The sequence below is a fragment of the Brevibacillus sp. GCM10020057 genome (assembly GCF_042683565.1).
In the GTDB taxonomy this organism is placed as follows: domain Bacteria; phylum Bacillota; class Bacilli; order Brevibacillales; family Brevibacillaceae; genus Brevibacillus.
Map to the genome: position 1 here is coordinate 41,807 of NZ_JBHUJW010000034.1, position 25,498 is coordinate 67,304.

At 58.7% G+C, this 25,498-nt stretch carries 23 protein-coding genes and 2 riboswitches; of the genes, 6 read left to right on the forward strand and 17 right to left on the reverse strand.

The window, feature by feature from the left end; all coding sequences use genetic code 11:
* Nucleotides 1-5: 5 nt before the first annotated feature.
* Entirely contained in the window at nucleotides 6-122 is a 117-nt protein-coding gene (locus tag ACFSO0_RS10570) for an amino acid ABC transporter permease (protein ID WP_376879783.1), read from the reverse strand.
* A gap of 118 nt (nucleotides 123-240) precedes the next feature.
* Here ACFSO0_RS10570 and glpX point away from each other — a divergent pair, with 118 nt between their 5' ends.
* The 3 genes from glpX (at nucleotide 241) to ACFSO0_RS10585 (ending at nucleotide 1,947) form a co-directional block, all read left to right on the forward strand.
* The gene (glpX, locus tag ACFSO0_RS10575) at nucleotides 241-1,215 is read left to right on the forward strand and encodes a class II fructose-bisphosphatase (RefSeq protein WP_376879785.1); all 975 of its coding nucleotides are present in this window, start codon (nucleotides 241-243) and stop codon (nucleotides 1,213-1,215) included.
* A 10-nt stretch (nucleotides 1,216-1,225) separates the two neighbouring features.
* Nucleotides 1,226-1,492: a DUF3055 domain-containing protein gene (locus tag ACFSO0_RS10580; RefSeq protein WP_376879787.1), complete on the forward strand. Its 267-nt coding sequence runs from the start codon at nucleotides 1,226-1,228 to the stop codon at nucleotides 1,490-1,492.
* A 203-nt stretch (nucleotides 1,493-1,695) separates the two neighbouring features.
* Nucleotides 1,696-1,947 (forward strand): hypothetical protein, encoded by a 252-nt coding sequence (locus ACFSO0_RS10585; RefSeq protein ID WP_376879789.1) that lies wholly within the window; start codon nucleotides 1,696-1,698, stop codon nucleotides 1,945-1,947.
* A 116-nt stretch (nucleotides 1,948-2,063) separates the two neighbouring features.
* Here ACFSO0_RS10585 and ACFSO0_RS10590 read toward each other — a convergent pair whose 3' ends face one another.
* Nucleotides 2,064-2,687, reverse strand: coding sequence for a YutD family protein (locus ACFSO0_RS10590; protein ID WP_376879792.1), 624 nt, complete (start codon nucleotides 2,685-2,687; stop codon nucleotides 2,064-2,066).
* Between the two features lie 115 nt (nucleotides 2,688-2,802).
* Between ACFSO0_RS10590 and ACFSO0_RS10595 the strand changes: the two genes are divergently transcribed.
* Entirely contained in the window at nucleotides 2,803-3,723 is a 921-nt protein-coding gene (locus ACFSO0_RS10595) for a YhcN/YlaJ family sporulation lipoprotein (protein WP_376879794.1), read from the forward strand.
* 138 nt (nucleotides 3,724-3,861) lie between these two features.
* Here the strand turns inward: ACFSO0_RS10595 and lipA are convergent, their stop codons facing one another.
* The 3 genes from lipA to ACFSO0_RS10610 form a co-directional block, all read right to left on the reverse strand.
* Nucleotides 3,862-4,752 carry a lipoyl synthase gene (gene lipA / locus ACFSO0_RS10600; RefSeq protein WP_376879797.1) on the reverse strand — a complete coding sequence of 297 codons (891 nt, stop codon included), beginning with the start codon at nucleotides 4,750-4,752 and terminating at the stop codon, nucleotides 3,862-3,864.
* A gap of 85 nt (nucleotides 4,753-4,837) precedes the next feature.
* A complete protein-coding gene (locus ACFSO0_RS10605; RefSeq protein ID WP_376879800.1) occupies nucleotides 4,838-7,027 on the reverse strand; it encodes an ATP-binding protein in 2,190 nt (729 codons plus the stop codon).
* Complete coding sequence (locus tag ACFSO0_RS10610; RefSeq protein ID WP_376879803.1) at nucleotides 7,024-8,148, reverse strand: metallophosphoesterase family protein; 1,125 nt, start codon at nucleotides 8,146-8,148, stop codon at nucleotides 7,024-7,026. The genes ACFSO0_RS10605 and ACFSO0_RS10610 overlap by 4 nt, the downstream gene beginning before the upstream one ends.
* Nucleotides 8,149-8,279: 131 nt before the next feature.
* Between ACFSO0_RS10610 and larC the strand changes: the two genes are divergently transcribed.
* Nucleotides 8,280-9,044: a nickel pincer cofactor biosynthesis protein LarC gene (larC, locus tag ACFSO0_RS10615; protein WP_376879806.1), complete on the forward strand. Its 765-nt coding sequence runs from the start codon at nucleotides 8,280-8,282 to the stop codon at nucleotides 9,042-9,044.
* Between the two features lie 233 nt (nucleotides 9,045-9,277).
* Here the strand turns inward: larC and ACFSO0_RS10620 are convergent, their stop codons facing one another.
* Together ACFSO0_RS10620 and larC2 are read right to left on the reverse strand one after the other, a co-directional pair.
* Nucleotides 9,278-9,829, reverse strand: a complete 552-nt coding sequence (locus ACFSO0_RS10620; RefSeq protein WP_376879809.1) for a DJ-1/PfpI family protein — start codon at nucleotides 9,827-9,829, stop codon at nucleotides 9,278-9,280.
* A gap of 84 nt (nucleotides 9,830-9,913) precedes the next feature.
* Nucleotides 9,914-10,978 carry a nickel pincer cofactor biosynthesis protein LarC2 gene (larC2, locus tag ACFSO0_RS10625; RefSeq protein WP_376879811.1) on the reverse strand — a complete coding sequence of 355 codons (1,065 nt, stop codon included), beginning with the start codon at nucleotides 10,976-10,978 and terminating at the stop codon, nucleotides 9,914-9,916.
* 135 nt (nucleotides 10,979-11,113) lie between these two features.
* Between larC2 and ACFSO0_RS10630 the strand changes: the two genes are divergently transcribed.
* Nucleotides 11,114-12,118, forward strand: a complete 1,005-nt coding sequence (locus tag ACFSO0_RS10630; RefSeq protein WP_376879814.1) for a M23 family metallopeptidase — start codon at nucleotides 11,114-11,116, stop codon at nucleotides 12,116-12,118.
* Between the two features lie 187 nt (nucleotides 12,119-12,305).
* Here ACFSO0_RS10630 and ribH read toward each other — a convergent pair whose 3' ends face one another.
* From ribH to ACFSO0_RS10680, 10 genes are all read right to left on the reverse strand, one after another.
* Nucleotides 12,306-12,770 carry a 6,7-dimethyl-8-ribityllumazine synthase gene (ribH, locus tag ACFSO0_RS10635; protein ID WP_376879816.1) on the reverse strand — a complete coding sequence of 155 codons (465 nt, stop codon included), beginning with the start codon at nucleotides 12,768-12,770 and terminating at the stop codon, nucleotides 12,306-12,308.
* A gap of 14 nt (nucleotides 12,771-12,784) precedes the next feature.
* Nucleotides 12,785-13,984: a bifunctional 3,4-dihydroxy-2-butanone-4-phosphate synthase/GTP cyclohydrolase II gene (locus ACFSO0_RS10640; RefSeq protein WP_376879819.1), complete on the reverse strand. Its 1,200-nt coding sequence runs from the start codon at nucleotides 13,982-13,984 to the stop codon at nucleotides 12,785-12,787.
* A 28-nt stretch (nucleotides 13,985-14,012) separates the two neighbouring features.
* A complete protein-coding gene (locus ACFSO0_RS10645; protein WP_376879821.1) occupies nucleotides 14,013-14,678 on the reverse strand; it encodes a riboflavin synthase in 666 nt (221 codons plus the stop codon).
* A 15-nt stretch (nucleotides 14,679-14,693) separates the two neighbouring features.
* A complete protein-coding gene (ribD, locus tag ACFSO0_RS10650; protein WP_376879823.1) occupies nucleotides 14,694-15,806 on the reverse strand; it encodes a bifunctional diaminohydroxyphosphoribosylaminopyrimidine deaminase/5-amino-6-(5-phosphoribosylamino)uracil reductase RibD in 1,113 nt (370 codons plus the stop codon).
* Between the two features lie 124 nt (nucleotides 15,807-15,930).
* Nucleotides 15,931-16,076, reverse strand: a riboswitch (FMN riboswitch).
* Nucleotides 16,077-16,220: 144 nt separating this feature from the next.
* A riboswitch (FMN riboswitch) is annotated at nucleotides 16,221-16,367 on the reverse strand.
* A gap of 79 nt (nucleotides 16,368-16,446) precedes the next feature.
* Nucleotides 16,447-17,100 (reverse strand): HAD family hydrolase, encoded by a 654-nt coding sequence (locus ACFSO0_RS10655; RefSeq protein WP_376879826.1) that lies wholly within the window; start codon nucleotides 17,098-17,100, stop codon nucleotides 16,447-16,449.
* Between the two features lie 488 nt (nucleotides 17,101-17,588).
* Entirely contained in the window at nucleotides 17,589-18,326 is a 738-nt protein-coding gene (gene yunB / locus ACFSO0_RS10660) for a sporulation protein YunB (RefSeq protein WP_376879828.1), read from the reverse strand.
* Nucleotides 18,327-18,495: 169 nt separating this feature from the next.
* A complete protein-coding gene (locus ACFSO0_RS10665; protein WP_376879830.1) occupies nucleotides 18,496-19,812 on the reverse strand; it encodes a globin-coupled sensor protein in 1,317 nt (438 codons plus the stop codon).
* Nucleotides 19,813-20,048: 236 nt separating this feature from the next.
* Nucleotides 20,049-20,837, reverse strand: a complete 789-nt coding sequence (locus ACFSO0_RS10670) for a hypothetical protein (RefSeq protein WP_376879832.1) — start codon at nucleotides 20,835-20,837, stop codon at nucleotides 20,049-20,051.
* Between the two features lie 143 nt (nucleotides 20,838-20,980).
* The gene (locus ACFSO0_RS10675; protein ID WP_376879835.1) at nucleotides 20,981-23,032 is read right to left on the reverse strand and encodes a molybdopterin-containing oxidoreductase family protein; all 2,052 of its coding nucleotides are present in this window, start codon (nucleotides 23,030-23,032) and stop codon (nucleotides 20,981-20,983) included.
* Between the two features lie 141 nt (nucleotides 23,033-23,173).
* Nucleotides 23,174-25,120 carry an AMP-binding protein gene (locus ACFSO0_RS10680; RefSeq protein ID WP_376879837.1) on the reverse strand — a complete coding sequence of 649 codons (1,947 nt, stop codon included), beginning with the start codon at nucleotides 25,118-25,120 and terminating at the stop codon, nucleotides 23,174-23,176.
* Nucleotides 25,121-25,498: the final 378 nt, after the last annotated feature.

A 25,498-nucleotide genomic window follows, 5' to 3' on the forward strand; every position in this document is an offset into this window, starting at 1 on the left:
TCTCCTTACTTTCGCTTTTTTGCTTTTCGTTTTGCGTAAAAGGCCGTAAACACAAAAGTCAGCACCAGGACGAGAAGCACCAATTCCCCTTCCTGCAAATAGGAATTGTCCACGGGTTTCACCTCTTTTCCTCCAACAAGTATACCAAATTTGTACGGGCGAGGGCGAATCTGCTTGTCACATATGATACAATGGTTGGGTGTATTTTTACCGGCATAAAAGGGAGGAACGAAAGAAGCAATGGAACGCGAACTGGCACTGGAAATCGTGCGTGTAACGGAGATGGCTGCCCTCGCCTCTTCTCACTGGATGGGACGAGGCAAAAAGAACGAGGCAGATGGAGCAGCGACGAGCGCCATGCGCGCCATGTTTGACACGATCAACATGCGGGGAACCGTCGTCATCGGCGAAGGGGAGCTGGACGAGGCACCCATGCTCTACATCGGGGAAAAACTGGGCCATCCGGACGCAGACGGGCCAGAAGTCGACGTCGCTGTCGATCCCTTGGAAGGAACCACGATCGTAGCGAAAGGACACAACAATGCCATGTCCGTCATCGCCATCGGAGACCGTGGAACGCTGCTGCACGCGCCCGACATGTACATGATGAAAATGGCTGTCGGCAAACGCGCGGCGGGGAAAATCAACTTATACGATCCCGTGGATAAAATGATAGAAGTGGTAGCAGAGGCAAACAACAAACGCATTTCGGACGTGACGGTCATCGTCCAGGAACGGGAGCGCCACCAGGCCATCATCGATGCCGTCCGCGAAAAGGGCGCACGCGTCAAGCTCTTTGGCGACGGCGATGTAGGCGCGGCGATCGCAGCCTGTTTGCCGCACACCGGCATCGACCTGTTCCTTGGCATCGGCGGCGCACCCGAGGGCGTCATCAGCGCTGCCGCCATCAAATGTCTCGGCGGCGACATGCAGGCCCAGCTCAAGCCGCAAAACGATGCCGAACGGGAACGCTGCATCCGGATGGGTCTCGCCAATCCGGAGCAACTGCTGACGCTCGATGACATGGTCAAAGGCGAGGACGCGATCTTCGCCGCAACCGGCGTGTCGGACGGCGAGCTGCTGCAAGGCGTCCGCTACCTGGGAGACGACATGGTCGAGACCCATTCGATCGTCATGCGTGCCCAGACCAGGACGATCCGCTTCGTTCGCGCCCTGCACAATGTCGAGCACAAACCTAATCTTTCATGGAAGTAGAGGGAAATGTATGGCTGATTTGTTCTACCTGTACGACGATACCGAGGAAACCTCGACCCGTTTCGTCAGCTTTATGGCGGAATCCACCCGCTTCGATCTCGCCATCACGACCACCAACCGTTTCTACGGCAAGAAGCTGGTCATCAATGTGCAAAACGGCCGCTCCGCCATCATCGGCCACGATGACCTGGAGGAAGAAGGCTATCTGGAATATGCGTTTAACCTGAACGAGCAGGAAGCCGAGGAGTTGAAAGGCTTTTTAGAAACCGTGATTTGACAAAGCGGCACACATAGGGAGGAAGGGAGAAACTCCCATCATCTGCACCAATCATCAGGAAGGGTCTTGCAAGGCCCTTCCTTTTTTGTTTTGCCTCCTCTTGGACGTTTGCCCATTTCTTGCCGGACAATGCTCCATGCAGGCGAATGTCTCGTATACTGCTACTGCACAAAACAGACAACGAGAGGAGTGCAAATCGCACGATGCAACCTTATCCGTACGATCAGCATTACCAAAATTACCCAACCGAACAGGAATATCGCACCATCCCGGAAGATCAAGCCAATCCGGTCTTTTTCCGCGGCAGACGCGGCCCCGAAGTATATTTTCCCATTGTCATCCCGCTTCAACCCTTCACGCCAAACTGGGGATGTAATCCGTGGAATCAGTGGAATCCCTGGAATCCGTGGAATCCCTGGAACCAATGGGGCGGTGGAGGCTGGGGCGGCTGGTAATGCCAGCTGCATCCGCGCCAAGAAAAAACGAGTCCTCTCGACCAGGACTCGTTTTTTCTTGCAAGCAAGGCTGCGGAGGCGTTTCGGCGCAGCCTTGTTTTTTCATATTAGGGGCATCAGGAGTCGCGCTTCGGCGTGTTCGGCCCTGTCGGCACCTTATCCCGTTCGCGGTTTTGGCGGTTGGGGCGGCGGTCCTTGTTGTGCTCCCGCTCTCTGCCGTTTTTGTCGGCTTTCTCCTTGGAAAAGCGGGGCTTGTCAGACCGCTCGTTGCGCCCTCCGCCCGAGCGCTCCGGAGAAGAACCGTTGCTGCGCTCCTTGTTGTTCGGACGAGAGTTGTAGCGCCGCCGCTCCTTGCGCTCCCCGTAAAACTGGCTGTTCTCGTCGCGGCCGGGTTCCTGCCGTACATCAATCACCAGATCGTAATTCGTTTCATCCTGGCCTTTTTGGCTGTCATCGGGACCCTGGAACGACTTCACTTTGCGCAAAACAAAATACGGGCATCCGAAGTTGCAGAACTCATGCAGATACTCATCTAAAGCGGCGATTCGCTGCTCGAACGGCACTTTACGGTTGTGGTCTGTATAAAATCCTCTGAGACGCAGCTGCCCATAGCCCCAGTCCCCTACGATGTAGTCGTATTTGTCCAGGATATCGCTGTAGCGCTCTTTGAAGGCTTCCGGGTTCCAGCCATCGCGATTTTCTTCCATGACTTCATAAGTACCGGCTTGCGTGCGAATCAAGTCCGCTTCCTCCTTACACACATAACATACATCCATCTTACCATATTTCTTGCAGCAAGAGATAATATTCCCACGAAAACAGCAGTTGCCCCCTGGACATTCTATCGTGTAGGGGGTGTTTCCATTGAAAAAGACATGGTTGTATCCAGCTATCGCAGGTATCGCATTGTTGGCTTCCGCATGTTCAAACAACGCTGCACCGAACTACACGACGCCCAATCGCACGACGACGAACCAGGCTGCTCCTCATGTGACCAATTTTGACGGCTTGCACACCCGCACCTATGACGGCGTGCGCACCACCAACTTTGACGGAATCCATGTCCGCAACTACGATGGCATGCATATGCGCGACTTGGACGGACTGCATACCCGCAGCTACAATGGCGCCGCTCCCGGCACTGCCTACCCGGATTCAGTCCGCCCTTACGCCGCCTTTCCTGACGGCAATGTCGGCCTGAATCCGGCGACTGGTACGGCAGGCGTTCGCGGTGTCGGGCCTGTCTACACGGGCATGAACCATTCCATTTACCAAAAACGGGCATGGAATCGCTCCGGAGCAGGTGTGATGCAGACGGGCATGCCGCGCTTCGGCTATGTGCAGACTGACCGTCATCATGTGCGCACCGCAGGAGTAAACAATGTCTACGTCGACCGTGACGCGCTCGCGCAAGCGGTGGGCAACGTGACCTCCAGCTGCCCTGGCGTCCAGCGCTCGACCGTTCTCGTCACAGACGAGGAAATCTTCGTCGGGCTGCACACCGCAGGAGCTGACGCCCGCACAGCGAAAAATCAGGCACGCATGAATGCCATGTCGGTATCGCCTCGTTACTACAAGGTATACGTCACCGACAACCCGAACGACATTCAGGAAATCGCCCGCGTGGCGTCGCGCTCCAGCAATCTCCACAATGCCCGTACGGATGATACTGCGAGCATTGACACCCTCATCAAGCGCATGGGCGGAACGACAGACGGCGAACAAGTACGAGCCAAACATGCAGGCCATGGCAAAATGGGGACGACCAGCCGCTAACTGACGGACTGGCTTCAGCTGATTTTGCTGCGCCAGGTTTCGTCATGCAAACGATGCGAGTAGCAGCGGCCCCCTGTACAGCAGCACCCTCCCGGCCAAAATGCACGGGAGGGTGCTTTGCTTTTTCATTCTTGCCCGTTACTGTGCCTGGCCAATCGTCTCTTTGGCCGCGTTTGCCTGCTCGTGGGCATGGTAGGAGCTGCGAACCAAAGGTCCTGCCTCCACGTGGCTGAAGCCGCGAGCCATGCCTTCTTCCTTCAGCCGGGCGAATTCATCCGGGTGATAATACTTCTCCACCTTCAGATGCTTTTTCGTCGGCTGCAAGTACTGTCCGATGGTCATGATGTTAACGTCGACGGAGCGCAGATCATCCATCGTCTCGATGATTTCCTCCATCGTCTCGCCTACCCCGATCATCAGGCTGGACTTCGTGGGGATCGTCGGCTGGAATTCCTTCGCTTTTTGCAGCAAGGCCAGCGTCCGGTCGTATTTGGCCCGGGCGCGAACGCGGTCAGACAGCCGCCGCACGGACTCGATGTTGTGGTTCAATACGTCCGGGCGTGCATCCATGACGACTTTCAGCGCATCCCAGTTGCCCATGAAGTCGGGAATCAGGACTTCTACCGACGCGAAAGGCAAGCGTCGGCGAATCGCCTTGATCGTGTCGGCGAAGATTTGCGCACCGCCATCCGCCAGATCGTCGCGGGCTACAGAGGTCACGACGACATGCCGAAGCCGCATCTGCTCCGCCGCTTCCGCTACTCGCTCCGGCTCGGCCAGATCCAGTTCCGTCGGCAAACCTGTCTTCACTGCGCAAAAACGACAGGCGCGCGTACAAATATCACCCAAAATCATGAAGGTAGCTGTCCCGCTGGCCCAGCACTCATGAATATTGGGACATTTCGCTTCTTCACATACCGTGTGCAACGTCTTGCTGCGCATCGTCTGCTTCAGTTCCTTGAAGCTGGCAAGTTCAGGGCCTGAAACAAGGTTGATCTTGAGCCACTCCGGTTTTCGTTGCGTCGTCATAGGGCTCACTCCTCATGTGACTTGGTCATTCTCCATTATAGAGGTTGGGATTGGGAGGGGCAACCTCTTTCCCATGCGAAGAGCGTCATCCGAGACTATGTACCAAATGGCGGCTGGAAGCACGCAGCAGCGGCTCCAGCATTTGCAGCTCCCTCTCCTGGCAGGTGAACAGGAACAGTTGATGCGTCTGCGACAGCTTCGCCAAATAGTCCAGCGTCCGCCGCAGCCGCACGTCGTCGTAGTGAACGAAATGATCATCGAAAAAGAGCGGCAGCGGCTCCGACTGCCGGCTGACGTGATCGTGCAAAGCCAGCCGTTGTGCCAGGTAGAGCTGATCCTGCGTGCCGGTGGAGCACTGCTCCTGCTCCAGCACCAGCTGCCGTGCAGGCTCCAGCACCCGGATCGCAAAGCCTCCCTGCGGGTCCAGTCTGACGTCGCGGTAAGCTCCCCCCGTTATCTCGGCAAACACGAGCGATGCCTGGCGATTGAGCTCAGGGGAAATATCGCGGTTCCAGTCTGCGAGCGCCTCCTGCAGCGTGTCCCGGGCCACTTGCAGCGCCTCGCGCCTGCGCTGCAGCTGGGCGAGGTTCGCCATTGCTTCTTCGTGCTCCCCTTTGGCCTTGGCGACCGAGACCCCTTCGTGGGCAGCCAGCTCCCCGTTTGCCCGCGCCAGCTGTTCGCGGACGTAAACCAGCCTCTCTTCGATGCGCTGCCGTTCGGCTTGCCATGCGTCCTGCTCCCGGATCAGCTCCTTCCGCTCCCGTTCCAGCAAAACGCGCATCTGCTCGCCCCAGCGCTTGCAAATAAGCGCTTCTTGTTCCTGCAGGGCAAGCTGTGCACGCAGCTCGTTGGATTCCCGATCGCGCAGTTCAGACAGCAGCTCATCCCGTATCGCTGCAAACTCGTCCCAATCCTTCGCTCCCCACACCCGCAGCAGTTGCTTGAGCTGTGCGTCCAAATCGTCCAGCTCCTGCTGTCCGCGCTGCCACTCCTCTGCCATTGGAGAGGAAGTTTGCACGGTTGCCGGAGACACTGTCCGCCCCTTCCACCACGCCGCACCAGCCATAACAGCCGCTAGCCCGAACAGGATCGCAGCCAGCGCGGACTGATCGGCGATGCCAGCGACCAATCCCAGAGCGGCGAGCAGCCCAAAGATTCCCCACAGCCGCAGAGCTCGACGCGGCTGGCCTGCCTTGCGCTGCCCGCGTGTTTGCCGACCGGCATCAGTTGTCAGAGTGTAGGCAGCCAGTCTTGACAGCTGCAACTGGAGCTCTTCCCGACGCTTACGCAGCTGGGTGCCCCTCGCAAAATCCGCCTGCAGCTTCTCACCTTCGACGCTTGGCTTTTGCTCGCTGTCCGGTGCCTTCTGTCCGGCCTGCAAACGGGCGAGTGCGAGGCGCGCCTCCTCGTGCACCTGCCTTTCCTGAGGAGATAGCGCTCTTTCCTCCCACCACTGCCAGTCTCTTTCCGCTTCCGGAGGGGTGTGGCTCTTTTGCCAGCGCTCCTGCCATGCCGCTTCTTTGGAGCTGGCCCTCTGCTGGCGCTGCTGCAGGCGTGCCAGCTGCTGCTCCAGCCCCTGCCGCTCGCTTTCCCAGCCCGCAATGCGGTAGGTCAGCTGGCTGACCAGTTCCCACGCTGCCCTCGCATTCGCAAGCTCTGCTTCTTTTTGAGCCACCAGCGCCCCTGCCTTGCCCAGCAGCGTATTTTCTGCCCGCTCTTTTTTCCCGATCGCCGCCAGCTCGCGATCCAGCTCCGCGAGCATGGCGTGGACGAGGGGGTTTTCCTTCGCGGCATTCGCCAGCGATGGCACAAGATGCTCTGCCGCAGACAACGGCTCCCGCCTGATCCACGTAATGTCGGTAAAAAGGCTGCGCGTCAAGCCAAGATGTTTTTCCAGAAAATTCCTTTCCCTGCGCCGATCTTCCAGATAAACGTCAGTCAGCTCCGTCCAGTCCGGGTCGAGAAAAATGCGCGCCTGCTCCCGTTCCTTTTGCAGCAAGCGATGCAGGCGATACGACCTGCCTGCCAGCTCGTACGTGATGATCGTCTCGTATTCCGCCGCGTGCCACGGGCGGTATTTTTCGTATTCCGGCAAGTAGCGGGCGCTCTTGACGTAGTCCCGCTTCATCCCGTACAAGGCCGCGAATATCCCTTGCAGGAGGGTGGACTTGCCCGCTTCGTTCGGGGCGGCAAGCACGTTGATTCCCGGCGCAAAGCGGAAGGTCTCGCCCTGCCATTTGCCGAAGCCTTTGAGCTGTAGCTCGTCTATTCTCACCGGACGCTCCCTCCGATCCTCGCCAGCGCTTCCTTTCGCGCCAGCCGGATGATCTCGCGCTCTTCCTCACCTGCCGCCTGCTGCTCCCGCTGTGCCAGCCGCGCGAGCCATTTGCCCCAGATGCCGCCGTCCGCCATCAGCTTGTCCCCATCGACGTCTGGCCACGTCTGGTCCGCGATCTGCAGGTGGAAGAAACGAGAGAGACGCTGCTGCAAAACGGGAAGGGACGGAACGAAATGGGCAGCCCGCTCCCCTGTCAACGTCAGATGGAGCATGTCTTCGGAGCGCTCGTCTGCCAGCTCTCGCTCCAGCAGCTCTGCCAACTGTTCCATCGTCTGCACACCGCCTGCGGCGACTTCGCGCTTGCGGATTCGCCTTTGCCCGACAGGAACAGCTTCCAGCGACACTCTCCCCGTCGGATCGATCTGGCCGAAGAGGACGCAGCGGTCGCCTTCTTCCTTGGCGTTTAGCCCTTCCGGTGATCCGGGATAGGCTGCAAAGGGAGACCGTTTCACCGGATGGAGAAACTGCTCCGGCTTGTGGATGTGGCCGAGCGCGACGTAATCCATGCCCGTGTCCGCCAGCTCCTGCAGCGTCACAGGCGCGTACGGATGATGCTCCTGCGCCGCTTTGCCAAGTACGCTTGCGTGCAGCACCATCAGATGATGCCGGTAGCCGTCCAGCCTTCCCGGGAACGACGCCAGCGGAGACTCGTGCACATGCGGCTGCGGAAAGCCCCAGCCGTAGATGACGCACGATTTTTCCGGAAATTCGTACGCCCCCCACTCCGGCGTGAACCAATGGACATTCCCGGGCCAATCGAGCGTCTGGTAAAACGAGTCCTCCCGCCATGGATCGTGATTGCCGGGAGCGATGCACACCGGCACCGGAGCCACGCTGGCAAACAGGTCGCGCAAAAACAGCGCCGTCGCTCTGCGGGCGCCGTGGTATTCCAGCAAATCACCGGCGATGAGCCAAAAATCCGCCTGCCTCTCCAGGACGAGGTCGCGGATCGCTCGCATCGTTTTGCGAAAATCGTCCTGGCGAAGCTCGTACAGCTCTGCCAGTGTATGAAGCGGCGCATCCAGATGCACATCCGCCGTATGGATAAAGGACAGCAACAGCCATCAGCTCCTCTCATGACAAACCAGACACGAAATGGTACAATCAGGCAGAAACCAAAGGAAAGAGACGAACATACTTTCCCTTTATGATACAAGAAGAAAAGGGCGCTTGAAAAGGAGTGATTGATGTGCGCATCGCTTATTTGGACTGTTTTTCGGGGATAAGCGGAGACATGCTGCTCGCCGCCCTGGTCGACGCCGGAGCGAATCGGGAGCGGATCGAGGCAGAGCTTCGCAAGCTGTCGCTCGGAGAATTTCGCCTGGAATGGAAAAACGTCGTGAAAACAGGCGTGCGGGCGCTCAAGCTGGACGTCATCGATGAGACGCCGCAGCCCGCCAAGCCGCTCAAGGCATTGAAAGTCATCGGCGATCACGCCCATCACCACCGCGGGTACAAAGAAATCGTGGAGATGATCGAAGCCGCTGGACTGGCTCCCCGCGTCACGGCCCGGGCCCTCGCCGTTTTTGAAAAAATCGCGGCAGCAGAAGCGAAAATTCATAGCGTTCCCGTCGAGACGGTACACTTTCACGAGGTCGGCGCGCTCGACTCCATCGTGGACGTCGTCGGCATCGCGCTCGGGTTGGAGGAGCTGGGCATCGACCGCCTGTATGCGGGCCACGTGCCGACGGGAAACGGCTACGTGCGCTGCGACCACGGCCTCTATCCCGTCCCCGCTCCCGCAACCATGGAAATTCTCATCGGCATTCCGCTGCGCAGCACGAACATTCAAAAGGAGCTGACGACCCCGACAGGCGCAGGAGTCGCAGCTGCGCTGGTTCACGAGTTCGGCCCGCTGCCGTCCATGACCGTAGAGGCAATCGGCTACGGCGCAGGCACGCGCGACCTGCCTGACCAGCCCAATGTTCTGCGCCTGCTGGTGGGACATCTGTAGGCAAGGCCGTCTATCGCAGGCGGACAAGCAGGCTCTCGCAGCACAAAAAGAAGCAGACCTCCAGACGGACATGTCCCGTGAAGAGGTCTGCTTTCGTTTGGCTGGCGACGATACAGGCCATGCGGCACAACGCGCCAGACAGCGGGGTTCACACGTGCCAGGCTCGTATCAACACACGCTGGGCCCCTTGCACCTGTGCGCGTGTTTGAAAAAAGACTCCTGCCTGCCCGCCGTCAGCGGAGCAGCTTCAGAAATTCGCGCATGAATCCAGGCAAATCCGGCCACGCGTGAGCCGACACGAGATTGCCGTCCACGTGCAGCGTCTCCGCCTGGTAGGTCGCGCCGCATGCTTCCACATCCGGCCTGCACGCCTGGTAGGCTGTCAGTTCCCTGCCTGCGAGGTATTCGCGGACTACTGTCAGCACCTGCGCCCCGTGGCAGATGGCAGCCACCGGTTTGCCTGCTTCAAAGAAATGGGCGACGATCGGCTTCAGATGTTCATTCAGCCTGATGAATTCAGGAGCGCGTCCGCCCGGGATGATCAAGGCGTCGAAAGCCTCGGGATTGATTTCGGAAAATGCTGCATGAGCAGGAAGCTGGTATGCCGGTTTCTCGGTGTAGGTTTCGCTGTGCGCTTCAAAATCGTGGCAAACGGTATGCAGCGTCTTGACGGTTGGCGCTGCAATGACGGTCTCATACCCTTCTTCCAGACAACGGTAGTACGGATAGAACACTTCCAATGCCTCCACTGCATCTCCGGTGACGATCAACACTTTTTTGCTCATCTCACAGCCTCCTCGAGAAATGGACTCGCGGGAAATTTCCCTGATTTTCCAATTCTTGAGAAGACTGCCCGGCTCCTGCTGCCTTCACGGCAAATTCACATGACTTTTCTCGACAGCGAGGCTGACCGCCTCCTGGTACACCTGCTTGAGCGAAACGTTGGCGGCTTCTGCCAGCCGCGCGCAAACCGCGTACTCCGGTGCGACCTGCACGCGGACGCCCCGATGGTAGCCGAGCTTGACTGCGACCTCTCCCCAGCGGGTGTCGACGGTGAGAAAACGCCGCGCCAGCCTGTGGCAGTCAACCGGATAGGAGCGGATGCCAAACGTCGTCGTCTCCGTAAAGATCACGGTCTTCAGCGCCTCCGCCGCGCTCTGGTAGCACATGACCTGCAGCAGCGTGCCCGGCCGGCTTTTTTTCATTGTCACCGGGAGGAAGTGCACGTCGTTGGCGCCTGCCCGCAGGCATTGCTCCATTACGTGCGCGAGCCATTCGGGACTGCAATCGTCGAGGTTGGCCTGCAAGATCAGCATGCCTTCGTCTACGTGTTCCTCCCCGTGATTTCGCTGTTCCCGCACTAGCGGAATATCTCGCTGCGGTCCGTCTTCCTCCACGACGAGGACAGCCACTCCCTCTCCGGTCCCAAGCCGATCCAGCCTCCCTTTCAGCCCGGCGTTTGGAGAGGCGCCGACTTCCCGCAGCCACAGCATGGCGTGCACAGAAAACGCCGCGCTCTCCCACTCGCTGCTCTCCTGCAGCTCCCAGCCTGTGAGCAGCTCCAGCCAGGCAAGCGGCAGGCCAGCTGGTACAGGCAGCCGCTGCACTTGCCACTGCCCTCCCATCGGCCGAAGCAGGCCGTACTCTGCCATTTTCCCGAGCGCCGCTTCCTCAGCGACCCACGCCTGCTCGTCCCACGTGCTTTGCGGGCTGCGCTCCCGGTACTGCCGTGCCAGCGCGATCAGCTTTTCGGCCGCCTGCGCCCCAGCCGTAAGTTTTTGGGGCGCTGTCTGTTTGGGCACCTTTGTTGCAGATGTTGGGGACGCCAATTTTTCACCCTCTGCCTCCGCTGCGCCCATCATCCCCACTTGCCGCAGCGGCTCGATCAACTCCCGCAAGGCCAGGGGCTTTTCCGCTCGTATGACCAGCTTCATGTCCAACTTCCCTCCAGTTTCAGCCATCTGTCCTTTTCTTGCATCATACCGCAAATCTTCCAGAAAGTATCGCGGATAAACCTCTCGCCCTGGCAAAAGCTACAAAGGAGACTATCCGGGCTGGAGGGAGACGGAATGCGAGTTTTCCGCCTAATCATTCAGATCAGCTTGTGCGTGGCTGCCGCGGCCATCGCGGTGGTGCCTGCCGCAGACGCCGCCCCATCCAAAGGCGATCCCGTTTTGCAGGAGCGGTTGCAGTTGTTTCAACGGATGGAAACGCTGTACGGCATCCCCTGGACCTATCTGGCAGCCATGGATCAATACGAGCGGACGATGAAGATACGGAAGAAACAAGCCAATAACGAAGAGCCTACCTCGCGTTTGACCGCGATCGACATCCCTGCCGAGCGCTGGAGCGGTCTGTTAAACCCCGATCCGGAGGACACCAACCCTGTCTCGATCAGCTATTTTCAGGGGATGGGGATGGACGGGGACGGCGACCAGATCGCCGATCGCCACAATGACATGGATGTGCTGACTGCGGTCGTGCATTATTTTTCGTCGTACGGCTTTTCCCAGGAAGACTGGCTGATCGCACTCTGGTCATATTACCAGCGCGACCGCTCCGTCAAAACGATCAAGCAGTTCGCACAGGTCTACGACAAATACCAGCATCTGCAACTGGACGAGCGCTATTTCCCCATCCCTTCACGGTACTCCTACAGCTATCGCAGCACGTGGGGAGATGCGCGGGGCTGGGGCGGGCGGCGCATCCATGAAGGCACGGACATTTTCGCCTCCTACGGGACTCCCGTGCTCAGCACCGCTTACGGCGTCATCGAGGTAATCGGCTGGAACCGCTACGGCGGCTGGCGAATCGGCATGCGCGACATGGGCAATGTGTATCATTATTTCGCCCACCTCTCCTCGTTCAAAAAAGGGTTGAAGCCAGGCGACATCGTCGAGCCGGGACAGGTGCTTGGCTATGTCGGCAGCACCGGCTACGGGAAGCCCGGCACCGCAGGCAAATTCCCTCCCCACCTGCACTACGGGATGTACCGGGAGACAGGCGGAGCAGACTGGGCATTCGACCCGTATCCGTACCTGAAACGGTGGGAGCGGCAGAGCAGAAAACGATGAAAGACAGCCGTCCCCGGGCGACGTTGGAAGAAGCGGATTGGTGCCGCTTCTTTTTTTATTTGACAGGTCGCCTCTGTACGCACAGCCTCTCGATCATCCATGACCCCGGCACGCGCAAACGGGAAGTCAACGGCAAAAGGACGCCCGCGGGCGCCCTTTTGCAAAATAGCATGCTATTATCGAATCGTTACGCAAACTGTCTGGCGAGGTTCGCCATTTCGATCGCGGCAGCCGCCGCCTCCCAGCCTTTGTTTCCTGCCTTGGTCCCGGCCCGCTCGATGGCTTGCTCGATGGAATCCGTCGTCAGGACGCCAAAGATGACCGGAATGCCGGTAGCGAGCGAGAGAGAAGCGACTCCTTTGGCAGTCTCGCTGCAGACGTAATCAAAGTGCGGCGTTGCCCCGCGAATGACCGCGCCCAATGTCACCACAGCGTCGTAGCGGCCCGATTCCGCCATTTTTTTGGCGATCAGCGGAATTTCAAAGGCACCGGGCACCCACGCCACGTCGATATTGTCTTCCTCCACGCCGTGGCGCTTGAGCGCGTCCAGCGCACCGCCGACCAGCTTGCTGACGATCAGCTCGTTAAAGCGTCCTGCGACAATCCCGACACGCAATCCTGTACCTACCAGATGTCCTTCAAATGTTCTCATGTTTCTTCCACTCCCTATCGATGTATGTGAAGCAAATGGCCCAGCTTTTCCTGTTTGGTCTCGAGATACTTGCGGTTGTGCGGATGCTCGGGCATCTGGATCGGCACCCGTTCCTCGACTTTCAGGCCGTAGCCGTCAAGCCCGCGAATTTTCCGGGGGTTGTTCGTCAAAAGACGCATCCGGTACACCCCGAGGTCGCGCAAGATTTGCGCCCCGATCCCGTATTCCCGCAGATCGGCAGGGAAGCCCAGCTTTTCATTGGCCTCTACCGTATCCAGCCCTTCTTCCTGCAGCTTGTAGGCGCGCAGCTTATTGATCAGGCCGATGCCGCGTCCCTCCTGCCGCATGTACAGAAGCACGCCCCGTCCTTCCGCCTCGATCTGCGCCAGTGCCGCATGAAGCTGCGGACCGCAGTCGCAGCGGTGCGAGCCGAAGACATCCCCGGTCAGGCATTCGGAATGGACGCGCACGAGAATCTGCTCGTCCGGGACAATCTCGCCTTTGATCAGCGCGACATGCTCCTTGCCGTCCAGTTCGTTCGTGTACGCGGCGATGCGGAAGTCGCCATAGGCGGTCGGCAGCTGCACTTCGATCTCCTTTTTGACCAGCGACTCTTTTTCCATCCGGTAGCGAATCAGGTCAGCGATCGAAATCAGCTTGAGCCCGAACCGCTTGGCGATCTCCTCCAGCTGCGGCAGTCGCGCCATCGTGCCATCCTCGTTCATGATCTCGCAGATGACCCCGGCAGGCGCGGCTCCCGCCAGCTGCGCCAAATCAACGGCAGCCTCGGTGTGCCCCGCCCTGCGCAGAACGCCGCCCGGCCGCGCGATCAAAGGGAAAATGTGCCCGGGGCGGCGGAAGTCCTCGGCCCGGCTGCGCTCGTCCAGCATTGCCAGTACGGTACGTGAGCGCTCGTGCGCCGAAATTCCGGTATGCGTGCTGCGTTCATCGATGGAGACGGTAAATGCCGTTCCTTGCTTGTCCGTATTCGTCTCCACCATCGGCGCAAGTCCCAGCTGTGCAGCCTTTTCCTCCGTGACCGGGACGCAGACCAGCCCGCGCCCGTGCGTCACCATGAAGTTGATCATCTCCGGCGTGGCCGCTTCCGCGAGGCAGACAAAGTCGCCCTCATTCTCGCGGTCCTCATCGTCCACGACGATCACGGCCTTGCCCCGGCGCAAATCTTCCAATGCTGCTTCTATGCTGTCTAACATCGTTCTCCCTCCTCAACTAGGAAAAAAATCAGGCAAATCCGTTCTCCTGCAAAAAGGCCAGACTCAATCGGGACTGCTGCTCCGTCCGTTGTTTGGGCGCCGCGTCCCGCATGCCCATCAGCCGCTCCACATATTTTCCGATGACGTCTGCCTCCAGATTCACCAGGTCCCCCGGACGGCGGTCCTGCAAGCTCGTCTGGGACAACGTATGGGGGATGATCGACACCGAAAAGCTGGCGTGGTCCACATCGACGACCGTCAAGCTGATCCCGTCTACGCAGATCGATCCGCGTGGGATCACGTATTTCAGCAAAGCCGGCTGTGCCGCGATGCGAAACAGCACGGCATTGGCATGCGGCTCGCGGGAGCGGACCGTCCCTGTCCCGTCCACGTGTCCGGAGACGATGTGCCCCCCGAACCGGTCGCCAAGGCGCATCGCCCGCTCCAGGTTGACGCGCTGCCCCCTCCGCAGCTGACCCAGGGTCGTCTTGTTCATCGTCTCCGGCATGACATCTACGGTGAATTGACGGGAGGTAAAGGAGGTGACGGTCAGGCAGATGCCGTTCACGGCGATGCTGTCGCCGATCTGTACGCCGTCCAGCACACGCTCTGCGCGAATGGCGAGCCGGCTCGCCTCCTTGCTGCCCGTCATGACCTCAAGAATCCCCACTTCTTCCACCAGTCCAGTAAACATTTCTCTCACCTCGCGTTATTCACTCGCCCTGTCCCACTGCGGGTAGCCGACGATGCGCACGTCCTGCTCGCTTACTCGCTCGATGGACAGATCGGCCAGCGGCACCGCTTCATCCATGGTGGCAAAGCCTGTCCCGCCAAACGGAGTCGGCGCCAGCTTGCCCCCTGCCAGTTTGAGCGAGACGTAGCTGACGACTTTTTGAATCGCTCGCGCTTGCAGGAAGGAGCCGTTTACTTCCGCTCCTCCTTCCACCAGCAGGGAAGTGATGCCCAGCTCGCCCAGCTTCTCCAGCACAGCCGGGACCGAGAGCGGAGCGTTCAACGTGATTAGCTTGACCCCTGCAACTGCAGCGAATGCTTGCCGCCTTTCCTCCGGTGCCTCTGCTGTCGTCACGATCCAGGTAGGCGCTGCCTTGTCCTGCACGACGCGGGCTTCCAGCGGTGTGCGCAGCCGGCTGTCGAGGATGACCCGCACAGGCTGCCTGCCGTACAGCTCTCCCTTGGCGCGGGCCGTCAGCTGCGGGTCGTCCGCCAGCACGGTCCCGACTCCGACCAGGATCGCATCGTGTTTGCGGCGCAGCGCATGTACCTCGCTGCGCGCCGCCTCTCCCGTAATCCAGCGGCTGTGTCCTGTGGAGGTGGCGATTTTCCCGTCCAGCGTGCTCGCCGTTTTCACCGTGACGAACGGCCGCTTCGTCTTCATGTAATGCCAGAACACCTCATTGAGCTTTTTTGCCTCCTGCTCGCACACCCCGACGGTCACGTCCACTCCGGCTGCCCGCAGCAAGGCGATTCCTTTGCCCGCCACCAACGGATTTTCATCCACGACAGCGACCACGACCCGCGCGATGCCCGCCGCGATGACCGCCTCCGCGCAGGGCGGCGTCTTCCCGTGATGGCTGCACGGCTCCAGCGTCACGTACAAGGTAGCGCCCCGCGCCTTTTCTCCTGCCATGCGCAGCGCGTGCACCTCGGCATGCGGCTCACCCGCTTTCAGATGCGCTCCCATGCCGACCACTTGACCGTCCCGGACGATGACAGCCCCGACCAGCGGATTGGGACTGGTCTGCCCCTCTGCGGCTCGCGCCAGCTCCAGCGCCAATGTCATGAAGCGTGTGTCTTGTTCCATCTCGCTCTCCTGTCTGCTTCAGATTCCAGCCAAAACAAAAAGCCCTCGAAACCTTTCGTTTCAGGGCATAGGGAAAGAAGCCTCGCTCCATCCGTTTTTTGCAAAAACAGACGAGGAAAGCACTTTGCATCTTCTCCCATCCGGACTGTACCGTCGGCTCTGGATTTTCACCAGATCAGTCGCTGCCTGACGAGGCCAGCGAGTCGCGGGCTTTGACATGCGTTCGTCATTACCGCCGGTCGGGAATTGCACCCTGCCCTGAAGATTGCTTGTCTGCTTATGAAGTTGCGTGCCTTCGTTCCCTTCCTCCTTGCGTGACAAATAAAAATGCCCGTGAGCTGATCGTCCCAGGGCATCGAGAAAGAAGCCTTTCACAACCGTTTTTTTGCCAAAAAACGACTGCGAGGCCATTCCAAATACCTTCTCCCATCCGGACTGTACCGTCGGCCTTGGATTTTCACCAAGTCAGTCGCCGCCCAAAAGCAGGCAGCGAGTCGCGGGCTCAGACGTGCGTTCGTCATTACCGCCGGTCGGGAATTGCACCCTACCCTGAAGGCTGGTATTCAGTTGCGTTAAGTATACCACACTTTTGGACGAGACCGAAGCCTATCCGTGCGAAAAGTTTCTTGTCCGCCAGAAATCATGAAAAATAAGGCAAAAGCTCCCGCAAGCTCTGGATGGTCGCCAGCGGATGCACCCCGTGATTGGCCATCTCGCCTTCTTTTCCCTGGTAGGCCACAAACCGGATGCCTGCATCCTGCGCCGCCTTGCCATCGATCCACGAATCGCCGACCATCGTCCATGCCTCCACCGGCCATTCGCGCTGCTGGCGCAATATGCAGCGGACGCCGGAGGGAGAAGGCTTCAGCTCGGCCATCTGCTCCCGCCCCACAACGTCTGCAAAAAAGTGAGCGATTCCCGTCCTTTGCAAGGCTTCCATGGCCGCCGCACGCGCATTGTTCGTCAGGATGTAGAGCGAGCAGCGCTGCCGCAGCTCCTCCAGCACTTCCACGGCGTGCTCCTCCAGCACAGCCCCGTGCATCCCTTCCTTTTCGATCTCTGTCACCGCCGCCCACATCTTTTCCTCGAGCGCTTGCGTCATCTGCGCAGACTGTCTCCCGATCTCGATCAACTGCGAGGCCGTATGACTTGTCCAGTCCAGGTCGGGCTGGCAGCATCCGTGCTCTGCCAGCAGCCGGAACACGGCGCGCTTCATCTCCGCGAAGTTGATCCTGGATTTCAGCAGGGTATTGTCCATGTCAAAGATGATGCCTTTGGCCCTGTGTGCGTTCATGATTTGCCCCCTTTTCTGTCAGGCTTTGACTGACTTTTCCTCTTTTCAAACAACAAACCGCACAGCATCAGCCATGCGGTCCTGCAACGCGTGTATCGCTATTTATCTTGCAAAGGAAGGTTTCTTGCTGTGGACGGGGCCGCTGATCACTTTGACGTACTCGGCATCTCCGCCTTCACTCGCCGGCCCGATATACACGCCCGTACGCGTATCATGTTTGATCCAGTCCTGCTTCGTTGGGGCGTTCGTTAACCATCGTCCAGTGGCGGCTCCGTAAATAGAATCTTGTGCGTTTCTTTTACCCGCATCCTTCATCTCGAATCCCCTCCGACTACCTCCGTGATGGTATCCAGCAACTCTTGATTATGACTGATGATTTCGGGAAGCTGCTCATCGGATAAAACTTTCTTTCCAGAAATATGCACCGATAGTACATGTTCGTTACCTAAAGGATAGCATAGCACATGGACCTCAGCAACTTGCTTCCTTTACTCCGACGCATCCGGAATCGCCTGGCTTTGCGGCGTCTCGGCCCGCGGCACATCCGGCTTGCCTTCCGGATTGTTGTACAGGTACTGCGGCACGTCGCCGACGATCAGAGAGTGGGTGATCGGAATTTTCGTGGTGACGGTCTGCTCGTCGGTCGCAAACGGAATGACGATGCGCAGATCCACCTCCACAAAAATGTAGACGGTCGCCAGCACCATATTGATGCCCGCTTCCTTCAGCTCCGTCTCCAGCTTGGTCTTGACCGAGCCGATCGGCATGAACGTCACCGGCAGCTCCGGTCCCATGTTCGCGAGAAAGCTGTTGCCTGTCGCCAGACCAAGAGGAATCGTGCTGCCCACATGATCGTGCTCGAACTCCTGGAGCTTGTTCTGAATGCGGGAAGTCGTCTCTCCGATGATCCGCGCGTACTCCTTGAAATTAAACTGATACGCCTGGATTTGCCCCTTTTTGTCCTTTTCAATCTTCACGATCTGGTTAAAGTCGACGCCTTGCTGGGATATCCGCTTGGTGACCGCATCCGTTATCGCTTCCTTGGCCAGCTGCTCCGCCTTTTGCGAAGCCAGGATCAGGAGCGTTGGCTCGAGCCGGTTCTCCAAAAAGATGAGCGTCTGGATCGTCATCGCCAAAAAGATGACGATCGCGATAAAAAACGCCTTCGTTCGGGACAGCGGGTTCTTCCAACGCCGACGGGGTCGAAACTTCGCCACGCCCGTCACCTCCCAATTGCTACATCCTATGGCGGCCAACAGGAAAAAAGACTTCCGTTTCCGCGTTCATCCCGACAAATCGACTTGACTTTCCACTATCTCCTACTTAAACGAAAAAAGCACATCTCCGACTGGGCGGGATGTGCCTGATGTGATGCGCCGTATATGCCAACTGTTGCTACAGGTTTATCGTCACTTCCGACAGCTCGTCTGCCGAACTGGCTACCTGCGCCACCGCCTGATTCATGTCTTCCATGACGCGGAGGAAGTTTTCCAGTTCCTTTTGAATCCTCGAATTCTGCTCCTTGCCTTCCATGACGGCGCCGATGATCCCCTCGAAAAAGGCGTTGGTCTCGTTGCTCATCATCGTACTGGAATGAACGAGCGCCTGGATCTCCCCGAAGACCAGCGACAGCGCTTCGGTCTGCTGGTTCGTCTTTTCGATCAGTTCACGCACGCCAAAGACAGATTGTTTGGTCTGCTCCGCCAGCTTGCGCACTTCATCGGCGACCACCGCGAACCCGCGTCCCTGTTCCCCCGCTCTGGCCGCCTCGATCGCCGCATTGAGCGCGAGCAGGTTGGTCTGCTCCGCAATGGCGGTCACCACGTTGACAATGCCGCGGATTTTCTCCGCGTTTTCCTCCAGCATAGCCATTTCTTCCGCAATTTGCTTGGCGCTGTCCTGGATCAGCTCCATTTGCTCCTGCTGCTTCTGCAGTTTTTCCTTGCCTTCCTGGGAAAGCTGCTGCGCTTTGACGGAAAAATTCGTCCCGTTCTCTGCAAAGCGCAACACCTCACGCGATTGCTCCGTCAGCTGCTGCACAAACGCGCTGTTTTCTTCGGAAATGGCGGCAAGCTCTTTGGCCGAATTGCAGAGAACCACCCGCAACTGGCCTTTTTTCTCCAGCGCCTGCCTGCGCACGCGCTCGTGCTCGTTCTCGTATTCCTCCAGAACGATCTGCTGCTCGATACTGAGCAGCTTGGTCACGACCCGGATCGCACGGACATACTCCTGCTTGTCCTCGATATGTTCATGCAGCAGATCCATGATGGAGACCAGCAGGTTTTGGAACGCACCCATGTACCATTTCGGCTCCAGTCCGATGCGCATGTGGATGATGGCAATCCGGCTGCGCTGCTCGTAATAGTCCCTGTCGATCCTGCCGCTGAACATCTCCTGGATGTGGCGGTTCAGCGTCTGTTTCAGGCGGTCAATGCTGCTGTGCTTGTCGATAATGGACATAAGCAATGACTCGCCGGCAATTTGTTTATAAAAAAGCTCTACAATTTTGTCAATATTTTGAATGATCAAAGGCTGAATCGCTTTCGCATCCGACAAGTCCTGCTCGGTCAGCTGGATCATGGCCAACTGTTTCGCCAATTGGGTTCCCAGTTCGATCTGAATCTCGCCCATTTCCTTCCCCTCGCGAAAGAAAGGCTCTTTTTTCGCTTTTCTTTTTAAGCCGAACAGACTTGAAATCGGGAATGTACTCATAGCACAAACTCCTTTTTGATATGGGTACTGGTCATATTCTCATTGTACTATACAATAAATTTTCCCAGTTGTGTATATGCGTAGAATAATACATAACTACCCGCTTTTCCGGGCAGGTAAACAGAACGCCCGCTCGGTTGCATTTACAACGTCAACTTTCAACATTTTAGAGCGGCAAAAGGGGCGGCTCCCCAGTCAAAAAAATCGACTTTTGAGACAGCCCCTGCCGTTTCCCGCTACCGAACCGCTTTTTTCACCTGCGCGCTCTGCAGCTTCCAGCCGTTGTTTTCCCATTTCCACAGCGACTCCACGTACGCGATCGTGTCCGCATTGGCCACGCCGCTCACGCGTTGCTCCCCTTGCAGCACGCATACCCCGTCGCGCTTTTCGAGGGGCCGCAGCACGCTGAACGAATTCGGCATGACCACCACCGGCCGGGCGAGTTTGCCGTTTTTGTAGACGCCGTTGTCCTCGTAGATTTGTTTGCGGTCCGACAAGTCGAGCACCGTCGTCTGATTCGTCTCCTTGATCGTCAGCGGAACCTTGTAGCCGTCCTGATAGGAGCCCGAGATGGTCAACGGTTGCGGAACGGGCAGAACCGCCGGATTGTTGTCCCTCGTGCTGAACAGGTAGTAGTCCGATGTGCCCCCGCTTCCGCCCGTCGGAGCCTGCACCAGAATTTGCTTGGTCCCCTCCCCTGTAAAATCGCAGAAGGACAGCTGCGGCTGGTAGCCGCCGTACGCGGTCTGCATAAACGACACTTTTTTCGCGACGGGGTCCTGGACCATCACCTTCAGCTTCTCGTAGTACGGGCTGTCTGCCGCAAACCGTTGGCCGAGCAGCGAAACCAGATCGGGGCGCCCGTCTCCGGTCACATCCTGCCTCGCTGTCTCCAGCACTTCAAATACAGCCGGGGCGGGGGCAGCCTGGCTCCCTTCCGGCGGGGGAGCAGCCAGCGCGGTTCCGCAAATGCCAAACGTCAAGACAACACTTCCCCATACGCCTGTCCAATTCCTTGCCCGCATGAGCGATTCCACCTTTCGCAGATAATGGCAGTCCTAGTATGCGCAAAAAGCAGCCTCGCCTAGCCGTAATTGGCCAAGCGAGGCTATGTCGCCGGACTGCTCCATTCCGCAGGCCCGATCGACCGATTCGGCGGCGGATGGCGTTAGCGGGCGGCTTTCTCCACGTTGACGCGTCCCGAGAAAAAGGTTGCTCCGCCGCCCATATCTGCGATCCGGTCGGGCGTGAGCGCGTTGACGAAACGTTTGGCTCCCGCCTCATCGGTGTCGGCCCACAGTCCCTGGCTCACCACCACTCCGGGCAGCACGCTCTCTCCAACCGATGCCGTCAGCTCGATCTCGCCCCGGTCGTTCCACACGCGCACCGCATCCCCGTCGGCAATGCCGGCAGACTTTGCATCGGCAACGTTCATGAACAGCCGCGGAAATTTTTCCATCTGGACGTGCTTCGCATTGTTCGAGAACGTCGAGTTGAGAAAATTGTGATTGGGCCCTGGCACGTACAAAAACGGATAGTCGCTTTCCACGACAAGCGGTGTATACGTCGGCAGCGGCGGATACCCGAGCTTCTCCATCTGCCTGGAGTACAGCTCGATCTTGCCGCTCGGCGTCGGCAGGTTTTCGATGAACGCAGGCGTGACCCCCGCCTTCACGTAGTTTTTCTCCATCAGAGCCTCGTAGCTGATGGTGCGCAGGTACGGATTGGCCGGGCAGTCCAAAGCCTGGCGGATCATGTCTTCTTCGGTGTCGTCGAACATCTCGTCTTCGTAGCCCATTCCTTTTGCCAGCAGGCGGAAGACGTCTACGTTGGATTTGCTCTCTTTGTACGGCTCAATCACCGGCTTTTGCACCTGCATGTAGTGATGCCAGTAGGACGTGTAGAAATCCGTATTTTCAAAAGCCGACGTGGCGGGCAGGACGATATCGGCATACTTTGCCGTCTCCGTCATAAACAGATCGTGCACGACCGTAAACAGGTCCTCCCGCCGCAGCCCCTCCCTTACCTTGTTCCCTTCCGGTGCCACCAGAGCGGGATTGCAGCCGTACACGTACAAGGAGCGGATCGGCGGGTCCAGTGTGAGCAGAGCGTTGCCGATCAGGTTCATGTTGATTCGCCGCGTATTTTTGTCGGCGAGTACATCGGGGCGCTGCAAAGCATGCTTGTTGTGCTCCAGGAAGCCTTTGTTGCCCTTCATGGCCCCTCCGCCCGGAACGAGCCATTGCCCGGTCAAGGCCGGCAGACAGGCGATCGTCCGCACGCTCATGCCGCCATTGTCGTGATGCTGCAACCCGTTGCCGATACGGACCAGCGACGGAGATGTCTGGCCGTACAGGCGAGCCAGCCGACAGATGTCATCGGCCGGAACGCCGGTAATCGCGGAGACGGTCACCGGATCGTACTGGCGGACGTGCTCGCGCAGCTGCTCGTGCCCGACCGTGTACTTCTCGAGAAAATCCGTATCCACCATGCCTTCCGCAAACAAAACGTGCATCATGCCCAGCGCGAGCGCGGTATCCGTGCCTGGCAGCACCGGAATAAACCAGTCTGCCCATCGTCCTGTCTGGTTTTTATGGACATCGATGACGACGATTTTCGCGCCCTGCTTGCGCGCTTTTTCCGCCAACATTACCTGGTGCATATTCGTGCTGACCGCATTGATGCCCCACATGATAAACAGCTTCGTGTGGACGGTCTCTTCCGGATCGGTTCCGTATGCGCCGCCCATCGTGAAGCTGTAGCCGACACTGCCTGCTGCATTGCAGATCGTCCGATCCAGACGGCTGGCGCCGAGACGGTGAAACAGCCGGTGATCCATCGTTTCGGCATTCAGCCTGCCCATGTTTCCGTAAAAGCTGTACGGCAAAATGCTCTCGGGACCGTATTCAGCGATCAGCTGCTTCCATCGGGATGTAATCGTCTCGATCGCTTCCTCCCAGCTGATCCGCTCAAACTTGCCCTCCCCTTTTGCCCCGACGCGCTTCATCGGGTATGCCAGCCGTTTCGCGTCATAGATTCGCTCGGCCATGTTGCGCACCTTGTTGCAGATGCTGCCTTGTGTCACCGGATGGTTCGGATCGCCTTCGATTTTGACGATTCGCCCATCCTTTTTATGCACGAGCAGGCCGCACTGGTCCGGACAGTCCAGGGAACATACCGAAGGAAATACTCCATTTGGTTGGTCTACGTAAGATTGCATATGGCCAGACTCCTCTTTCGTCTCTCTTTTTTGTTATTGTACTCCTCCCTGCCCATTCCGGACAGCAAAAAAAGCTCTGCCCGACATGCCTGTCAGCACTTCGGGCAGAGCCGCCGGAAATAACAAGGGATTGCGGCTTTCTCACTGATCCACCGCCGATCGTCTCGGCAAGCCATCCAGCGCAGCCGGATTCATCAGGCTGGCCGTGTCGCCGAGCGCATCGCCAAGGTAACGCTGCCTGATCAGGCGGCGCATGATTTTCTGGGTCCGCGTCTTGGGCAGATCAGCGACGACGTGAATCTCGCCCGGCTCATACGGCTTGCCGAGCGACTCGGCCACGTGCCGCTTCAGCTCGCCCGGCTGCAGGGCAGCTCCCGGCGTCAGGACAACGAACAGGACGATTTCCTCGCCCTTCACGGCGTGGGGAACGCCGATCGCAGCCGCTTCCAGCACGCCAGGGTACTGGCTCACCACGTCCTCGATCTCGCCCGGGCCTGTTCTTCTTCCGGATACTTTGATGACGTCGTCCGCCCGGCCCAGATGAAACCAGTAGCCTTCCTCATCCTGCACGACCATGTCGCCCTGCCACCACATCTGCTCCCCAAGGGGGAAATACGTGTCGAGATAGCGCTGGCGATTACGCCAGAAGCCGCGTGTCTGCGCAGGCTGCGGCACGGTAAAGACGAGGTAGCCCGGCTTGCCTGCCGGGACCGGCTGTCCTGCTTCGTCCACCACTCTCGCCCCGACAGCTGGCGTCGCTCCCAGACACGTCGCCTTTTGCGGCGTGATGCACGTAGAGGACAGAATCTCGGCGAACACCTCCGTACCTCCACTGCCGTTGATAATCGGGGTCCGGCCCCCCGTCCAGGACAAATACCACGACCACGTCTCCTCGTCGATCGGCTCGCCCGTATGGCCCAGGATGCGCAGAGAAGACAGATCCGCCTGTTCGCGGAACGCTTCGCCGTACGCCTTCAGCATGCGCAGCGCCGTAGCAGGAGCGCCGAAAACCGTCACCTTATACTTCTCGATCATCTTGTACAACCGCCCCGGATGCGGGTGCATCGGGCTGCCTTCGTAGATCAGAAAAGGCGCCGCCACACTGTGTGCGGAAAAGAGCGGCAGTTGCCCCATCATCCAGCCGAAATCCGTCACCATGGTGAAAATGTCGTCCGGCTGCGTATCGTAAATAAACATCCCGACCTCCGCCGTCTTGACCGCGATCCCGCCGTGCACGTGGACGATGCCTTTCGGGCTGCCGGTCGTACCGGAGGAGTAGCTGACCATGCACGGCTCCTCCGCGTCCGTCTCGACTGTCGCAAACTGGTCGGAGGCCGCATCCATCGCTTCGCTCCACCGCCAGTCACGACCAGGCACGAGCAGCGCCTTTTCTCCCAGTCGTTCGGCGATCAGGACGCTTTGTACCGTCGGAGCCGACTCCAGCGCCTTGTCCAGCACATGCTTGAGCAGCACCTGCTGCCCGCCGCGGTAGAAACCGTCTGCCGTCACCACGACCTTTGCTTCCACATCCCGCAGGCGCACCGCGACTGCTTCGGGACCGAACCCGGAAAACAGCGGAACGGCGACCGCTCCTGCCTTGTAGATGCCGTACAGGGAGATGACGGTCTCGGGAATCATCGGCATGTAGATGGCCACCCGATCTCCCCGCTCGACACCCATCCGTCTCAAAACGTTGGCGAACCGGTTCACCTGCCCGTGCAGCTCCCGGAAGCTAAACCGCCGCTCTTCCTCCGCCTCGCCTTCCCAGAGCAGCGCGGGCCGATCAGCCGTGGACTCCTGGAGTGCCCATTTATCCAAAAAGTTGTGGACGAGATTGATCTTCCCGCCGACGAACCACTCTGGCCACGGCAGTCCTTTGGACACGTCTACGACAGCGCGGTAAGGCCGGGCGAATTCGATACCGGCAAAGCGGATAAAGGCATCCCAAAACCAGCTGACATCTTCCTCCGAGCGACACAGCAGCGTCTCGTAATCGGCGATTCCCTCCCGCTCCATGAAACGATGCAGATTGCTGCGCTCGCGCTGCTCCTGCGTCGGCTCCCACACCACTTTGCGTGTACGCATCATTCAATTCCCCTCCCACACGATTCGGAATGTTATGAAAACGTTTTCTTCCTCCATTTTCCACCCCCTGTTCCGCCTCTGTCAATAGCGCCGGACAAGTCTACCGCTGTCGTCACACGGATAGGATAACGGTGAACTTGTTGAAACAGGAAAAGGGAGGAACACTAAACCAGGGCACCTCCGAGCGCTGTGCGCAAACTGACAAGCCGGCTGTCATACGTATGTGGGGAGAGAGAAGGAAGGAGCGATCAAGCGGTGGATACGCCAAAGGAAAAGCCGATAGCACCTCAGCCTCCCAGCCGTCAGGCCCTGCGCGAGGCCTATACGCTGATCCTCACCCGGATATGGCCGCGCCTGGTCAAGACCCAAACCACCTGCAGG

Bases quoted from the DNA above. Each gene is read 5' to 3' on its own strand.
- ribH (WP_376879816.1), bottom strand. From the start codon at position 12,770: ATGAGAACATTTGAAGGACATCTGGTAGGTACAGGATTGCGTGTCGGG.
- ACFSO0_RS10640 (WP_376879819.1), bottom strand. From the start codon at position 13,984: ATGTTAGACAGCATAGAAGCAGCATTGGAAGATTTGCGCCGGGGCAAG.
- ACFSO0_RS10620 (WP_376879809.1), bottom strand. From the start codon at position 9,829: ATGAGCAAAAAAGTGTTGATCGTCACCGGAGATGCAGTGGAGGCATTG.
- ACFSO0_RS10670 (WP_376879832.1), bottom strand. From the start codon at position 20,837: ATGCGGGCAAGGAATTGGACAGGCGTATGGGGAAGTGTTGTCTTGACG.
- ribD (WP_376879823.1), bottom strand. From the start codon at position 15,806: ATGGAACAAGACACACGCTTCATGACATTGGCGCTGGAGCTGGCGCGA.
- lipA (WP_376879797.1), bottom strand. From the start codon at position 4,752: ATGACGACGCAACGAAAACCGGAGTGGCTCAAGATCAACCTTGTTTCA.
- ACFSO0_RS10580 (WP_376879787.1), top strand. From the start codon at position 1,226: ATGGCTGATTTGTTCTACCTGTACGACGATACCGAGGAAACCTCGACC.
- ACFSO0_RS10645 (WP_376879821.1), bottom strand. From the start codon at position 14,678: ATGTTTACTGGACTGGTGGAAGAAGTGGGGATTCTTGAGGTCATGACG.
- glpX (WP_376879785.1), top strand. From the start codon at position 241: ATGGAACGCGAACTGGCACTGGAAATCGTGCGTGTAACGGAGATGGCT.
- ACFSO0_RS10675 (WP_376879835.1), bottom strand. From the start codon at position 23,032: ATGCAATCTTACGTAGACCAACCAAATGGAGTATTTCCTTCGGTATGT.
- ACFSO0_RS10665 (WP_376879830.1), bottom strand. From the start codon at position 19,812: ATGAGTACATTCCCGATTTCAAGTCTGTTCGGCTTAAAAAGAAAAGCG.
- ACFSO0_RS10585 (WP_376879789.1), top strand. From the start codon at position 1,696: ATGCAACCTTATCCGTACGATCAGCATTACCAAAATTACCCAACCGAA.
- ACFSO0_RS10655 (WP_376879826.1), bottom strand. From the start codon at position 17,100: ATGAACGCACACAGGGCCAAAGGCATCATCTTTGACATGGACAATACC.
- ACFSO0_RS10680 (WP_376879837.1), bottom strand. From the start codon at position 25,120: ATGATGCGTACACGCAAAGTGGTGTGGGAGCCGACGCAGGAGCAGCGC.
- larC2 (WP_376879811.1), bottom strand. From the start codon at position 10,978: ATGAAGCTGGTCATACGAGCGGAAAAGCCCCTGGCCTTGCGGGAGTTG.
- ACFSO0_RS10630 (WP_376879814.1), top strand. From the start codon at position 11,114: ATGCGAGTTTTCCGCCTAATCATTCAGATCAGCTTGTGCGTGGCTGCC.